15 protein-coding genes are annotated in these 13,644 nt (G+C 58.6%); 11 read left to right on the forward strand and 4 right to left on the reverse strand.

The window, feature by feature from the left end; translation table 11 throughout:
• The first annotated feature begins 3 nt into the window (after positions 1 to 3).
• The 4 genes from WMP97_RS09850 (at position 4) to WMP97_RS09865 (ending at position 3,334) form a co-directional block, all read left to right on the forward strand.
• A complete protein-coding gene (locus WMP97_RS09850; protein WP_023021461.1) occupies positions 4 to 540 on the forward strand; it encodes a shikimate kinase in 537 nt (178 codons plus the stop codon).
• A 64-nt stretch (positions 541 to 604) separates the two neighbouring features.
• Positions 605 to 1,675 (forward strand): 3-dehydroquinate synthase, encoded by a 1,071-nt coding sequence (gene aroB / locus WMP97_RS09855; RefSeq protein ID WP_340440416.1) that lies wholly within the window; start codon positions 605 to 607, stop codon positions 1,673 to 1,675.
• Positions 1,676 to 1,678: 3 nt separating this feature from the next.
• Entirely contained in the window at positions 1,679 to 2,107 is a 429-nt protein-coding gene (gene aroQ / locus WMP97_RS09860) for a type II 3-dehydroquinate dehydratase (protein WP_200287445.1), read from the forward strand.
• Positions 2,108 to 2,227: 120 nt separating this feature from the next.
• Positions 2,228 to 3,334, forward strand: coding sequence for a M24 family metallopeptidase (locus tag WMP97_RS09865; RefSeq protein ID WP_086587596.1), 1,107 nt, complete (start codon positions 2,228 to 2,230; stop codon positions 3,332 to 3,334).
• On the opposite strand, the gene WMP97_RS09870 is transcribed toward WMP97_RS09865, so the two are convergent.
• Positions 3,331 to 4,227, reverse strand: a complete 897-nt coding sequence (locus tag WMP97_RS09870; protein ID WP_340440417.1) for a GDSL-type esterase/lipase family protein — start codon at positions 4,225 to 4,227, stop codon at positions 3,331 to 3,333. The genes WMP97_RS09865 and WMP97_RS09870 overlap by 4 nt on opposite strands.
• Positions 4,228 to 4,490: 263 nt before the next feature.
• Here WMP97_RS09870 and efp point away from each other — a divergent pair, with 263 nt between their 5' ends.
• From efp to WMP97_RS09885, 3 genes are all read left to right on the forward strand, one after another.
• Positions 4,491 to 5,054: an elongation factor P gene (gene efp / locus WMP97_RS09875; protein ID WP_023021466.1), complete on the forward strand. Its 564-nt coding sequence runs from the start codon at positions 4,491 to 4,493 to the stop codon at positions 5,052 to 5,054.
• Between the two features lie 11 nt (positions 5,055 to 5,065).
• Positions 5,066 to 5,695: a transcription antitermination factor NusB gene (nusB, locus tag WMP97_RS09880; protein ID WP_200287450.1), complete on the forward strand. Its 630-nt coding sequence runs from the start codon at positions 5,066 to 5,068 to the stop codon at positions 5,693 to 5,695.
• A gap of 109 nt (positions 5,696 to 5,804) precedes the next feature.
• Positions 5,805 to 6,659 carry a PPK2 family polyphosphate kinase gene (locus WMP97_RS09885; protein ID WP_340440418.1) on the forward strand — a complete coding sequence of 285 codons (855 nt, stop codon included), beginning with the start codon at positions 5,805 to 5,807 and terminating at the stop codon, positions 6,657 to 6,659.
• An 84-nt stretch (positions 6,660 to 6,743) separates the two neighbouring features.
• Here WMP97_RS09885 and WMP97_RS09890 read toward each other — a convergent pair whose 3' ends face one another.
• The 3 genes from WMP97_RS09890 to WMP97_RS09900 all read right to left on the reverse strand — a co-directional run bounded on the left by WMP97_RS09890 (position 6,744) and on the right by WMP97_RS09900 (position 9,349).
• Complete coding sequence (locus WMP97_RS09890) at positions 6,744 to 7,256, reverse strand: YbjN domain-containing protein (RefSeq protein WP_239207652.1); 513 nt, start codon at positions 7,254 to 7,256, stop codon at positions 6,744 to 6,746.
• On the reverse strand, positions 7,249 to 7,740 hold the full coding sequence (locus WMP97_RS09895; protein WP_239207653.1) for a YbjN domain-containing protein: 492 nt from the start codon (positions 7,738 to 7,740) through the stop codon (positions 7,249 to 7,251). The genes WMP97_RS09890 and WMP97_RS09895 overlap by 8 nt, the downstream gene beginning before the upstream one ends.
• Positions 7,741 to 8,005: 265 nt before the next feature.
• Positions 8,006 to 9,349: a TIGR01777 family oxidoreductase gene (locus WMP97_RS09900; protein WP_239207654.1), complete on the reverse strand. Its 1,344-nt coding sequence runs from the start codon at positions 9,347 to 9,349 to the stop codon at positions 8,006 to 8,008.
• Positions 9,350 to 9,491: 142 nt separating this feature from the next.
• Between WMP97_RS09900 and pyrR the strand changes: the two genes are divergently transcribed.
• Genes pyrR through carA form a run of 4 tightly spaced genes read left to right on the forward strand, consistent with a single transcriptional unit; the run spans position 9,492 to position 13,636 of the window.
• Positions 9,492 to 10,100 carry a bifunctional pyr operon transcriptional regulator/uracil phosphoribosyltransferase PyrR gene (pyrR, locus tag WMP97_RS09905; RefSeq protein WP_049360744.1) on the forward strand — a complete coding sequence of 203 codons (609 nt, stop codon included), beginning with the start codon at positions 9,492 to 9,494 and terminating at the stop codon, positions 10,098 to 10,100.
• Positions 10,101 to 10,102: 2 nt separating this feature from the next.
• Positions 10,103 to 11,059, forward strand: coding sequence for an aspartate carbamoyltransferase catalytic subunit (locus WMP97_RS09910; RefSeq protein WP_340440419.1), 957 nt, complete (start codon positions 10,103 to 10,105; stop codon positions 11,057 to 11,059).
• A 34-nt stretch (positions 11,060 to 11,093) separates the two neighbouring features.
• Complete coding sequence (locus WMP97_RS09915) at positions 11,094 to 12,431, forward strand: dihydroorotase (RefSeq protein ID WP_340440420.1); 1,338 nt, start codon at positions 11,094 to 11,096, stop codon at positions 12,429 to 12,431.
• A gap of 23 nt (positions 12,432 to 12,454) precedes the next feature.
• On the forward strand, positions 12,455 to 13,636 hold the full coding sequence (gene carA / locus WMP97_RS09920; RefSeq protein ID WP_340440445.1) for a glutamine-hydrolyzing carbamoyl-phosphate synthase small subunit: 1,182 nt from the start codon (positions 12,455 to 12,457) through the stop codon (positions 13,634 to 13,636).
• Positions 13,637 to 13,644 lie beyond the last annotated feature (8 nt).

The following is a 13,644-nucleotide window of genomic DNA, read 5'->3' on the forward strand; positions in this document are numbered from 1 at the left end:
GTTATGACCACCCCAACCGCCGTTACGGGCCAACCCCGCCCACGCGTTGTTTTGGTTGGCCCGCCAGGCGCGGGTAAATCCACACTTGGCCGCCGCCTATCCCATGCCCTGAGCTGTGAATTTACTGACTCTGACCACCTTATTGAACAGGCACAAGCAAAGCCTTGCGGGGAAGTCTTTAGCGAGCTCGGTGAGCAGGACTTCCGTGCGCTTGAAGCGCAACACGTTGCGGCCGCGTTGCGTACCGATGGGGTCGTAAGTCTCGGCGGCGGGGCAGTGCTCACGGAGTCCACTCGTGACCTCCTGGAGCGGCACACGGTAATTTTTTTGGATATTTCCCCTGAAGAAGGAGCAAGGCGCACCTCCGGTGATAGCAATCGGCCGGTTCTTGCAGCCGCTGACCCCCTCGAACATTACCGAAACCTAGTGGACGTGCGGCGCCCGTATTACCAGGAGGTTGCCGATTATCGAGTGCGCACAGATACCCGAACCCCGCAGCAGGTAGTAGGCGATATTCTCGGTTTCCTCGATACCCTTTAGCTGCCCGCTGCGCTCGTACTTGTTCCTCGCCACACTGCCTCGGCGGCGAACGGAAAGGACCACCATGCCCACCATTGCCGTTAATGGACCGCAGCCTTATAAAGTTCGCATTGGCGCCGGTCTCAATGAAGACATCGCGCAGCGCTGCGCGGAGATTGGCGCTAGCCGGGCAGGCATTGTCTTCCAACCGCCGCTGCGCGCCGCCGCCGAGCACCTAGCGGAACTCGTTGGGACCCAGGGGGTCGTGCCCGTGCTCATTGAGGTTCCCGATGCTGAGGCGGCCAAGCAGCTCAGCGTCGTTGGCGGTGTATGGGACAAGCTGGGGGAGAACGGCTTTAACCGGCGTGACGTCATCATCGGCCTAGGCGGTGGTGCCACCACCGATATGGCGGGGTTTGTGGCGGCTGGGTGGATGCGTGGCATCAAGATTATCCAGGTGCCTACCACGCTATTGGCCATGGTTGATGCCGCCGTGGGCGGCAAAACCGGCATCAATACGGCGGCCGGGAAGAATCTTGTCGGCGCCTTTCACGAGCCGAATTCCGTCTTTGTGGACCTAGAGCGCCTTGACACCCTGCCTGCGGCGGAAATCGTTGCCGGTTCGGCAGAGATTATCAAAACTGGTTTCATCCATGACCCGGTAATTCTGGAACGCTATGAGGACAACCCTGGGGCCTGCGTGGACCCGCAGGGCTTCTTGCCAGAATTAATAGAGCGCTCCATTGCAGTAAAAGCCGCCGTGGTAAGCCAGGACTTGAAAGAGTCAGGTATGCGCGAAACGCTGAACTACGGCCACACCTTTGGCCATGCTGTGGAGCGCCATGAGAACTACGAATGGCGCCATGGCAACGCGGTGGCAGTGGGCATGATGTTTATCGCCCACCTGTCGCATTCCCGCGGCCTCATTGACGCTCAACTGGTGGAAAAGCACCGCCGGATCCTGCACAGCATTGGGCTTCCCACGCGGTATAAGGCAGGCCATTTCGCCGACCTGTATGAGGCCATGACCCATGATAAGAAGAATAGGGACGGAAAAATCCGGTTTGTGGCCTTGACCGGGGTGGGGGAGGCCACCCGCCTGGAAGGCCCTGACTTGGACGAGCTCGAGGCGGCCTACGCCGCGATTTCGGAGTAGAAGATGAAGATTATTGTTCTCAACGGCCCGAACTTAAACCGCTTGGGAAAGCGACAACCGGATGTCTACGGCTCAACCACCTTGGCCGATGTGGAGCGCATGATTGCCTCGCGTGCCGCCGAACACGGGGTAGAGGTGGAATGTTTTCAATCCAACCATGAGGGCGAGCTCATTGAAGAGGTACATGCCGCCGCGGATGCGGGCTATCCCGTGATTATCAACCCTGGCGGGTTTACCCATACCTCGGTGGCTTTGCGCGATGCCCTGGCTGAAGTGGCGGAGGGAGCCGGATTCGTCGAAGTGCATATCTCCAATGTGCATGCACGCGAGCCCTTCCGCCATCACTCCTATCTCAGTCCGATTGCCCGCGGTGTAATTGCTGGCTTGGGGGTCTTTGGTTACGTTGCGGCAGTGGACTACCTCTGCCAATAGAAGCGTCCCACTGGGCTTCGTGGCGGTCCGGACGGAAAGAAAACGGCCCGACCGCGGTGGCAAGGTCGATATACTGGGTGAATACTTTCAACACCGCAGTCAACCCAGGAGGATTAAATCATGGCTTTGGCAGATACCCGCTTTAGTGACCGGCGCCGCAAGCTTGCCGCGACACTAGCCAGCCAGCGCATCGATGCCGTTTTAGTAACCCACCTCACGCATGTGCGTTATCTTTCGGGGTTTTCCGGATCCAATGGTGGTCTGCTTTTGCGCAAGGATCTTTCCGCACAGGTTGCTACCGATGGCCGCTACACCACGCAGATTTCCCGTGAGGTCCCTGATCTGGAAGCTATTCAGGGGCGCGCTGTAGGCAAGGTGCTCCTGCAGCAATTCGCCGATGTGCAAGGACCGGTCCGCGTGGGCTTTGAGGCAGACTACCTGACGGTATCTGAATTGAAGGAACTCGAAGATTCGGCCCCAGAGTCAGTCACCTTGGTCCCCGTTACTGGCGTGATTGAAGATATTCGGCTGTTTAAAGACCCACTCGAGCTGGAAAAGCTGGAGGAAATTGCCGCGCTGGCTAATCAGGCGCTGGAGGATCTCCTGGCCGCAGGCGAGCTGCGTGCCGGCCGCACGGAGCGCCAGGTGGCTGCCGATTTGGAGTACCGGATGCGCATGCTCGGCTCGGAGCGGGTGAGCTTCGATACCATCGTCGCTTCCGGTCCCAATTCGGCCATGCCACATCATGGTGCGGACGATCGGGTCATCGAGGACGGAGATTTGGTGACCATCGACTTCGGTGCGCATCTGCGGGGGTTCAACTCCGACTGCACGCGCACTTACGTCGTGGGCGCGGCGAATGACTTTGCTAAAGAAATTTATGATGTGGTGCTACGCGCCCAGAAAGCGGGCGTGGCAGCGTCGGTGCCGGGCGCTAAGCTTGCCGACGTCGACGCAGCTTGCCGCGACATTATTTCCGCCGCCGGCTATGGCGATTACTTTGTGCACTCGACTGGCCACGGAGTAGGCCTCGACGTACACGAGGCGCCCTTCGCCGCCCAGACCGGGAAGGGCGAACTGGCCGCGGGCATGACCTTGACCATCGAGCCGGGCATTTACGTGCCTGGCAAGGGCGGTGTGCGCATCGAAGATACTCTTATCATTACCGATGGCGCGCCGAAGATCATCACCGCCGCGACGAAGGAGTTTACCGAGCTACCCGCCTAGTGGCTGAGCACCTTGGAGTTGAGCAGCTGGGCGACGTTGCGGTTGCCCAGGTGCGTGAGGTGGTTGAAAAGGTTGTGCGGTACGGAGTACTCCCACTGGCCGGAAATCCAGCGTGTGCTATCCGGCGCACACATGCCATGGTTGATGGAATCGGCGCGTAGGTCGTAGTACTGGACACCGTTGGCACGTGCTGCCTTGTACATCGCGCTATTGACTTGGTCCTCGCCGGTGCGCACTAGGCCTGCATAATCCAGATTAAAACCGGCGTCGGTGGAACCCGGCGCAGACGTGCGTATTGGGCATACGGCGCCGTTACGGGCGGAGATGGCGGGATACCCTACCACGGTGATGTGCGCATGAGGCGCGGCCTGACGGACGCGCTGGATGGAACGCTTCATGCCGTCAAAATAAGGATTGGCGGAAGACAGCGATGGCCGCAAAATTTCCTGGAGGTCGTTGGCGCCGAACTGAATCAAAACATTCTTGGTCGCACCATTGAGATCGTTATTGGCAATGGCCCCGTTTATCTGCTCCTCGAAGTCCTTGCGGTGCGACTGGCCGGCGGCTTTCGCGGCAGAACAGGCGTAGTTGGCTACGTGCTGGCCAGAAACCCGCTCAAGTTCGCGGCCTACATTGCTGTGACCCTGCGGGCAGCCCTGCGGGGAAGGTGCACCCGGGGTGTCTTCAATGCCATGGGTAGCAGACGAGAGAGCAGTGTCTGCTGCGGGGGACAGGCTGGAGGTTGTCCCGATCTGGCCATAGGTAGGGTTAGCGAAGATAGAATCGCCGAACATCACGGTTTGGGCATCCGCCGCCAATGCTTGGGGAGCGCTAAGTGCTGCTAAAGCTGCGCCAGTCACGGTAGCCACAGCAGAAAGCTTCTTGAAAGGCATCGCAAAAATCCTTGGTAGAAATGTGAAAAATTAATACGGCAAGACTGTACCGTACAGCCAGTTATCGTTGGATAAAAACCATTACGTGTCTGTTCTCCACCTGCTGCGTATGGTCACAAGCTGCGGAAGTTTCTCTTTTAGCCAAGATAGGGCAGAAGTGTGGGGCGGAAATGGGGGACCAGTAATACCCCGAAAGGCAGTTGTCCGGTAGGCTTGATCATTGTTTTCAACCTTTAGTCCACAATTTCGGGAGTTTAACCGCAATGGCTGATACTACTGATTTCAAGAACGGCCTCGTTCTGAAGATCGACAACAAACTGATGCAGATCGTTGAGTTCCAGCACGTAAAGCCGGGCAAGGGCCCAGCCTTCGTGCGTACCAAGCTTAAGGATGTTGTCTCCGGCAAGACCGTGGACAAGACCTGGAACGCAGGCGTGAAGGTAGAGACCGCTACCGTGGACCGCCGCGATATGACCTACCTCTACAACGATGGCACCAGCTACGTCGTCATGGATGAGAAGACCTTTGAGCAGTTCGAGCTCCCGCCGGAGAAGTTTGGCGATGCCGCTCGCTTCCTGCTGGAGAACATGCGCGTACAAGTTTCCTTCTACGAGGATGAGGCGCTGTTCGCAGAGCTGCCTATTTCCGTAGACCTCAAGGTCGAGCACACCGAGCCTGGCCTGCAGGGTGACCGTTCCTCCGGCGGCACTAAGCCTGCCACCTTGGAGACCGGCGCGGAGATCCAGGTTCCGCTGTTTATCGAGATCGGCAATGTTCTCAAGATCGATACCCGCACCGGTGAGTACCTCTCCCGCGTCAACAACTAGGGCATCTGGCTGTGTCTGATAACACCCCTAAGCGCGACATTAACTACAAGCGGCACACCGCGCGCTATCGTGCACGTCGCCGCGCCGCGGACATCCTATACGAAGCTGAGAATCGAGACATCGATCCCGTAGCCATCGTGGAGGACCGCATCGCTTTGGCGCGCGAGGATCGCAATGCGGTAGCGCCGATTGCCGAGTACACCAAGGTCATTATCAAGGGGGCAGCGGAAGAGCTTGATGTCATCGATGAGACTATCTCTCGCTACCTTTCCGAGGACTGGGAGCTACACCGCATTCCTGCAGTAGATCGTGCTATCCTGCGCGTTTCGGTCTGGGAACTGCTCTTCAATCCCGATATTCCTACTGCTACCGCTGTAGTAGAAGGCGTCGAAATCGCCTCTCAGTACTCCAATGAGCAGGCGGCACCGTATATCCACGCGGTATTGGACGATGTGGCGCAGTCCCGCTCCGCCGAAAGCCCAATGTCTGCAGAACACCAGGGCCTAGAAGAAGACGGGCACGATACTGCTGCGGATGAAGACACGACGGATACCGTGTCCCCGGTCGAATCAGCAGAGACTGCGGGCAACGCAGCCGCAACTGATGAGGCCTCCGCACCAGCGGAAGACTCGGCCCAGTAATACCGGCGAGTAGTAGCCGCGCCCCTTAGCGTGAGCCATTTTCCGTCCGCAGCTGGCTTGGTTGAAATACCAGGCTGGCTGCGGGCGGTATTTTTGTACCATGGTAGGCATGGGCAAATTTAAGATTCATGATGCACTGGGCCTGAGGGCAGGGAGGAATTTCCGCCTCGCTGATGTGGACCCCACCACTACACCAGGCTTCAGTGGCTCCAAATCTGACCTAGCTGATCGTTTCGGGCATTACGATGAAGAGCTTTACGACCTTCAGGAGCGTCTCTTTGCCAATGGCCGCGCCCACGAAGAAGGCGCTCCTTCCTTGCTCGTAGTTTTACAAGGAATGGACACCTCCGGCAAAGGCGGCGCCATCCGTAATGTCTTTTCGGTCTTTGACCCGCAGGGCACCAAAACTGTCGGCTTTGGTAAGCCGACAGAGGAGGAGCTGGAGCACGACTTTTTGTGGCGCATTCGCAAACATGACCCCGTGCCGGGCCAGATTGTGGCCTTCGACCGCTCCCATTATGAAGATGTGCTCATCCAGCGGGTGCATAAATGGGTAGACGAAGACGAAGTGGACTGCCGTTTTGCAGCCATCCGGGACTATGAGCAGGAACTTGCCGGCCAAAACGTCAAGATCTTAAAGATATTCCTGCATATCTCTCCACAGTTCCAAAAAGAAAACTTGCTTGAGCGCACCGAACGCGAGGACAAATATTGGAAATACGACCCATCCGATATTGAGGAGCGCGGATACTGGGACGAGTACATGGCTGCTTATGAAGATGCCATTCGCCGAACGGACGAGATCTGGGCACCGTGGTACGTCATCCCCACAGATAATAAGAAGTACGCCCGCATGGCATTGAAGTTCCTCATCGTGGACGCGCTGCGCCACCTAGAGCTTTCTTGGCCCGCACCGGATTTTGATCCGGAAGAAGAACGCCAACGCATTCTCGACGCCGAGTAATTGTGCACAAAAAGCTCCCTTTCTGCCGCCTTTTCCATGTGAGGAACGGCGGGCTCAGGGAGCTTGGTTCTTTGGCGGGCTTAGCTAACTCGTGGCATCTCCAGCACCCGAGTTATCGCCTTCCGTGCTGGCCTTGCCAGCAGTTTCGGAGCCAAGCTTGGCCATCTCTTCTGCAGCAGAGACCATGGCGTCCTGCCCACGAATTACGCCGTCTACTGCAGATTTTAAGGCTGCCTGCAGCTGCTCGTCATTCATACCAGCGGCAGCGGGGATATCGCGCTCGGTGCGCACGACGAGCATGTCATCGTGCTCTGAGATAACCGCGCGCGCACCGAAAGCTACCGAGTTGATCTGGTTTGCAGCCAAGAATAGGCCAGCGTCGGCCTTGGAATAGGCGGCGTCGGTAGGCACGTCGCAGCGAACGATAACAACGGAGTCTAGTACCGCGAACATGGTAGGCAGACCATTGAGGTTAGCGGTGGCCGCCTCGATATCTGCATCCATTGTGGTCAGCTCGATATCGAAGGCGCGCATCGCCTCGATAACGCGGTCCAGGCTGATTTCTGGCAGGTTATTTTCCGTAGATGCATTAGTCATGGTTGTGCTCCTCCCAGGTCACGAGCTGTGGGTAATGTTCCTCGACGAAGGCGAAGGACTGCAGCATGGAGTCCAGGGTGGACATCACAAAGGAACCAATCTGGTTTCGGGAAAGGCCGTGCTCCACATTAACTTCGCGCACACCGGAGACCGCGAGATTGTTTTCTGCGGATTCGAAAAAGCGCAGGGTCGGTGCAAAGTGCTGCTGGTTCCACTGGTTGAGAACCATCAGCAGGCTTGGTCCCTCAGAAGAAGGGACGTTGCCGCGCCAGACAGAATCGGCGACAAGGACGTTATCGCGAACCTGCATAGCAATGGCAACATTGGAAAAGCCGGTACGCAGGATACGTACGGTCTCGTCCTCGCCTACAGGCTGCTCTTCTAGGCGGTACTCGAGGTTTTCGGACTCAAAGATCTCACCAATACGCTCGAGAGTAACGGGCTCTACCGGCGTATCGGGATACAGTGTTGGTTCTTCAGACACTTAAACAGTCTCAATCCATGTACTAATCGGGGTTAAGGTCAACCCTTCCTAGCCTACCTAACTACACCCGTGCTTTCCGGCAGGAGAAGAACACCGCAGGTCTTGCTCGGAAGTTATATCGGGGTGGTGCAGTACGTGCGCGTTGCCGCAAAGAGCTGCGATGGTGAATCACTGCCCACAACCTTTGGCTGACCGACAAATTGCGTCGCACTCCGGTGGCGCTGCGCCAAACGTGTCTGGGGCGTCCACGGGGAGTGGCCCGCAACTAGCAGAGGCTTTCGCCACCCAGTTCATGCGCCAAGGCGGCGTCGATAGTGGAGTAGCGGAAGCTATGACCGAGCTCGGTGAGCACGGTGGGGGCTACGCGCTGTTCTGCCAAGGCTAACTCCTGGGCGCCCTCGCGCCCGAGCAAGAGCGCAGGACCAAAGGAGGGCACGGGCACAATAGCCGGCCGGTGGAGTTCTTTGCCCAATGCAGCCACAAAATCCTTATTGAGCACAGGATTGGGGGAGGCCGCATTGACCGGGCCGGCAAGCGAATCATCCACAATGGCGCGGAAATAGGCATCCGTGAGGTCATCGATGGCAACCCAGCTAAACCAGAATTCCCCATCGCCAAAGGGGCCACCCAGTCCGGTGGAGAAGAGGGCTCGGAGCAGCGGCAGTAGGCCGGAGCCGCCTGACATGGCAATGCCGGTGCGGATATTGACTACGCGGGTGCCCGCTGCGCGGGCGGGTTCGCAGGCGTCCTCCCACTGGCGCACGACATCGGCTAAGAATCCCTCGCCCGGTTCGGAGTCCTCAGTTAAGACTTCCTCGCCCCGGTTTGCGCCATAAAAGCCGATAGCAGAGGCACAGACCATGGCTTTTACGGATGGCGTTTCGCCGGCGATGCGAGCCAAGCTCCGGGTAGGGCCCACGCGGGAATCCCGAATGGCAGCCTTGTGTTCCTCATTAAAACGGCCGAAGATGGGCTCGCCCGCAAGGTGGACAAGGACGTCCACGCCGTCTAGCAAGTGCGGATCGGGGAGGTTGGTATTCCAGTGGCGCTGGCCACTGCCCGCCTTACCACGCACGAGCTGGATCACTGTATGGCCGGCGGTACGTAGCTGCGCGGTAAGCGCCGTGCCGACACTGCCGCGCGAACCTGTCATCGCAATGGTCAATGGTTGGGTATTAAGTCCTGCATCGCGCAGCCGCTTGAAGAAGGCAAAGTCTTCAATCAGCTGATGCTGACGATAGGCAAAGACTGATTTCAATGCGGCGGAAGGAACGCGCGTGTCCACCTCATCCGTCACCCGGGTACCGGCTGGGTCCTCGGCGAAGGTGTGGGTGTGGCGCCACTGAGTCAGCTGGCGCAGCGGGGAATTGACGCACTCATCACTAAAGGAATAACCCTCCTGGTAACGGGACAACACATGTTGTGCCTTCCACTGCAGGCCACCAGGCAAGCGCAGAATCGAAGTGCCATCACCCAGGCTCTGTGCTTGTTGCACTGGGGTCATAAAGGCGAACGGGGCGTTGAGCCGGGTGAGAGCACCTGGGCGGGTATGCCAGGCCCAGACATCTGTGCGGGGTGCAGGGACTACGTGCTGTACAGAAAAACTCACCGTCGATGTACCTTTCTGGGTTGCCTCACCCGGATGGCGGGTGGAGTGCTAAAGTATCTTGTGTCTAACACCATAGACACTTTTGAGACCATCTATCGGCATCCTTTAAAGACCGCACCGTGAGGCGGGGAAGGAGGTCACGATGAGTGAAACTAACGCTACCGCGAAGCAATTGGAGCTTTTAAGCTCCGATGATGTCTCGCGTACCGTTGCACGCATCGCGCACCAGATTATTGAAAAAACGGCGCTCGATTCCGCGGAGGCTCCGCGGGTCATTCTGCTTGGCATTCCCTCTGGTGGCGTGCCGCTAGCACAGCGTCTTGCACTTAAGATCGCAGAATTTTCCGGGGTAGAAGTCCCATGGGGCTCCCTCGATATCACCCTCTACCGCGATGATTTGCTCAATAAGCCGCATCGCGCATTGCAACCCACCACCATTCCTACCGGCGGTATCGATAACGCGATTGTCATCCTGGTCGATGATGTTTTGTATTCCGGCCGCACGATTCGCGCCGCCCTTGATGCGCTAAGCGACGTAGGCCGGCCCGACATTATCCAGCTCGCCGTCCTGGTTGACCGCGGCCACCGCGAGGTTCCCATCCGCGCGGATTACGTGGGCAAAAACCTGCCTACCGCGCGAGAAGAAGACGTCACCGTATATAACAATGAGATTGACGGTCGAGACGCAGTCGTGCTGACCCGAGCTGCCGTCAACCTCGATGCCGCAGGCACTGAGAAGGGGGAGGCATAACCATGAAGCACCTCATCGATATGGCGGAGCTCGATAAGTCTGAAATTATCGGCCTGATGGATGAAGCGGATCGCTTCCGCGAGGCCCTCGAAGGCCGCGAAGTTAAAAAGCTTCCTACCTTGCGCGGGCGCACCATCTATACGCTTTTTTATGAAAACTCCACTCGCACCCGTTCCTCCTTTGAAACGGCCGGCAAGTGGATGTCGGCGGACGTCATCAACCTATCCGCCTCTACCTCCTCGGTAAAGAAGGGCGAGTCCCTGAAGGATACGGGCCTTACCTTGGCCGCCATCGGCGCCGATGCGATCATCATGCGTCACCCTTCCTCTGGTGCACCGCAGCAGCTGGCCCAGTGGGTAGCCCCTGAGGGCAAGGGCCCCTCCGTTATCAACGCCGGTGATGGCGCCCACCAGCACCCAACGCAGGCGCTGCTTGACGCGGTAACCATGCGGCAACGACTCGGCTTGCAGGGCGAGCAAGGCTTTGCCGGTCTCAAAGTGAGAATTGTGGGCGATTGCCTGCACTCGCGCGTGGTGCGCTCTAACGTGGATTTGCTTAACACGCTGGGGGCAGAGGTAACCCTCGTGGGGCCAGCTACGCTCATGCCCTTCGGGGTGGAGAATTGGCCGGTGCGCGTGTCCTATGACTTTGATGCAGAGATCGCCGAGGCCGATGTGGTCATGATGCTGCGCGTGCAGCAAGAGCGCATGAATGGCGGTTTCTTCCCGTCCCACCGCGAATACGCCAACCTCTTCGGCCTGTCCAAGGACCGCGCGGCGGCAATGCACAAAGACGCCGTTGTCATGCACCCTGGCCCTATGCTGCGCGGCATGGAGATCAACTATGGCGTGGCTGATCTGGATAAAACCGCCGTCCTGCAGCAGGTACACAACGGCGTGCACGCCCGCATGGCCGTGCTGTTTACGCTGCTGACCAATGGCGAAAACGCCGGCATTTAATATCGCGACCCGCAATCAACCTTAGGGAGAGAAAATGACTACTTACCCAGAAACCGGTCGCCTTTCCGCGCCGGCGGACACCCCGCTCCTCATCCAGAATGTGCGCTTGTATGGCGAAGGCGAGCCCACCAATGTGCTGGTTAAAGATGGCGTTGTTTCAGCCATTGGCGGTGACGTTGCGGCACAAGACGCTAAGGTCATCAACGGCGAGGGCAACGTTCTTCTACCGGGGCTCGTAGATATGCACGTGCACCTGCGCGAGCCCGGCCGTGAGGACACCGAAACCATCGAGACCGGCTCCAAGGCTGCCGCTAAGGGTGGTTTCACCGCCGTGTTTACTATGGCCAATACCAACCCGGTGACCGATCAGCCGATCATCGCGGAATCCGTGTGGGCTAAATCCCAGGCCTTAGCGCTGTGCGACGTCCACCCAGTGGGCTCTATTACCAAGGGCCTGGAGGGCAAGACCCTTACCGAGTTCGGCATGATGGCCCGCTCGGATGCCAAGGTCCGCATGTTCTCCGATGATGGCAAGTGCGTCCAGGACCCGCAGCTGATGCGTCGCGCCTTGGAGTACGCCAAGGGTATGGATGTACTGCTGGCTCAGCACGCCGAGGATGACCGCATGACCGGCGGTGCTTCGGCGCACGAAGGCGAGACCGCAGCCAAGCTAGGCCTGCGCGGCTGGCCGCGCGTGGCGGAAGAATCCATCGTGGCCCGCGATGCACTCTTGGCGCGCGACTATGGCAATCGCGTGCACATTTGTCACGCATCCACTCAGGGAACCGTGGAGCTGCTCAAGTGGGCCAAGGAGCAGGAAATCCCGCTGACCGCTGAGGTCACCCCGCACCACCTGTTGATGACTGACGATAAGCTGCGCACCTACGATGGCCTCTTCCGCGTTAACCCGCCGTTGCGCGAGAAGCGCGATACCGAAGCCCTGCGCCAGGCGCTGCTCGACGGCACCATCGACTGCGTGGCCACTGACCATGCCCCGCACGGCTCCGAAGACAAGTGCGTGGAGTTTGAAAATGCCCGACCAGGCATGCTGGGCCTGGAATCTTCCCTGGCCGTTATCGCCAAAATCTTCGTTGAGACCGGACTGGCCGATTGGCGTTTTGTCGCCCGCGTCATGTCCGAGCGCCCGGCGGAAATCACCCGCCTGCCGGGTCACGGTCGCCCCATCGCAGAAGGCGAGCCCGCGAATTTGACCATTGTGGACCCAGCCCACCACTGGGTGTCTGATTCCTCCAAGCTGGCATCCAAGTCCGAAAACAACCCGTATGCAGGTGAAGAGTTCGGCGCCCGCGTTACCCACACCATTTTGCGAGGAGCCGTCACTTTTGACTTGGCAGCCTCCGAAGAAGACTAACCTTGCACACTGAGACCACCTATATGGCAGAGAAAGGCCACGACGTGACTGATAGAACCCCAGCAATCCTCGTTCTCGCGGACGGGCGCACCTTCCGCGGTTATGGCTTTGGTGCCACCGGCACCACCTTGGGTGAGGCCGTATTCACCACGGCGATGACCGGCTACCAGGAAACCATGACGGACCCGTCCTACCACCGCCAGATTGTGGTTTCCGCAGCGCCGCATATTGGCAATACCGGGTGGAATGACGAAGACAATGAGTCCCACGGCAACCGTATTTGGGTTCCTGGCCTCGTTATCCGCGACCTCGCCCAGCGCGTATCCAACTGGCGCGCAGAGCGCAGCTTGAGCGAGGAGATGGAAAAGCAAGGCGTCATCGGTATTCGCGGCATCGATACCCGCACCTTGGTACGCCACCTGCGCAACTACGGCTCTATCGCCGCCGGACTCTTTTCCGGCGAGGATGCGCAGCGTCCAGTAGAGGAGCTGCTAGAGAAAGTTAAGTCCCAGGACTCCATGGAGGGCGCTGACCTCGCCGCGGAGGTATCTACGGATGAGCCCTACACGGTTGAGGCCGTGGGGGAGAAGAAGTACACCGTCGTTGCCTTCGATATGGGTGTGAAGACCGCGACCCCGCGCCACTTCTCCCAGCGCGGGATTGAGACCATCGTTGTGCCTGCAGATACCTCCTTTGACAAGGTGAAGTCCTATAGCCCGGATGGCGTCTTCGTCTCCAATGGCCCGGGCGACCCGGCTACGGCCGATGAGATGGTGGGCATCATCAAGCAGGTGCTTGAGGCAAAGATTCCGTTCTTCGGCATCTGCTTTGGAAACCAGCTCCTTGGGCGCGCGTTGGGCCTGGATACCTACAAGATGAAGTTCGGCCACCGCGGCATCAACGTTCCAGTGCGCAATAACTTAACCGGCAAGATCGATATCACCTCGCAGAATCACGGCTTCGCGCTCAAGGCGCCGGAGGGCTATGACCTAGCGGCCAAAGACGCCGAGTTTGATACCGACTTCGGTCCCGCGCAGGTTACCCACATCTGCCTGAATGATGACACGGTGGAGGGCGTTGCCTTGAAGAACGGCATGGCCTACTCGGTGCAATATCACCCCGAGTCCGCAGCTGGACCGCACGATGCCAACCCGCTTTTTGATCAGTTCGAAGAACTGATGGCTAACCACACCCCGAATAAGTAAACAACCAG

The sequence above is a fragment of the Corynebacterium sp. KPL4072 genome (assembly GCF_037908395.1).
GTDB classification, from domain to species: domain Bacteria; phylum Actinomycetota; class Actinomycetes; order Mycobacteriales; family Mycobacteriaceae; genus Corynebacterium; species Corynebacterium kefirresidentii.

Coding starts and splice junctions, on each gene's coding strand:
- WMP97_RS09850 (WP_023021461.1), top strand. CDS start 4: ATGACCACCCCAACCGCCGTTACGGGCCAACCCCGCCCACGCGTTGTT.
- aroB (WP_340440416.1), top strand. CDS start 605: ATGCCCACCATTGCCGTTAATGGACCGCAGCCTTATAAAGTTCGCATT.
- aroQ (WP_200287445.1), top strand. CDS start 1,679: ATGAAGATTATTGTTCTCAACGGCCCGAACTTAAACCGCTTGGGAAAG.
- WMP97_RS09865 (WP_086587596.1), top strand. CDS start 2,228: ATGGCTTTGGCAGATACCCGCTTTAGTGACCGGCGCCGCAAGCTTGCC.
- WMP97_RS09870 (WP_340440417.1), bottom strand. CDS start 4,227: ATGCCTTTCAAGAAGCTTTCTGCTGTGGCTACCGTGACTGGCGCAGCT.
- efp (WP_023021466.1), top strand. CDS start 4,491: ATGGCTGATACTACTGATTTCAAGAACGGCCTCGTTCTGAAGATCGAC.
- WMP97_RS09885 (WP_340440418.1), top strand. CDS start 5,805: ATGGGCAAATTTAAGATTCATGATGCACTGGGCCTGAGGGCAGGGAGG.
- WMP97_RS09890 (WP_239207652.1), bottom strand. CDS start 7,256: ATGACTAATGCATCTACGGAAAATAACCTGCCAGAAATCAGCCTGGAC.
- pyrR (WP_049360744.1), top strand. CDS start 9,492: ATGAGTGAAACTAACGCTACCGCGAAGCAATTGGAGCTTTTAAGCTCC.
- WMP97_RS09910 (WP_340440419.1), top strand. CDS start 10,103: ATGAAGCACCTCATCGATATGGCGGAGCTCGATAAGTCTGAAATTATC.
- WMP97_RS09915 (WP_340440420.1), top strand. CDS start 11,094: ATGACTACTTACCCAGAAACCGGTCGCCTTTCCGCGCCGGCGGACACC.
- carA (WP_340440445.1), top strand. CDS start 12,455: ATGGCAGAGAAAGGCCACGACGTGACTGATAGAACCCCAGCAATCCTC.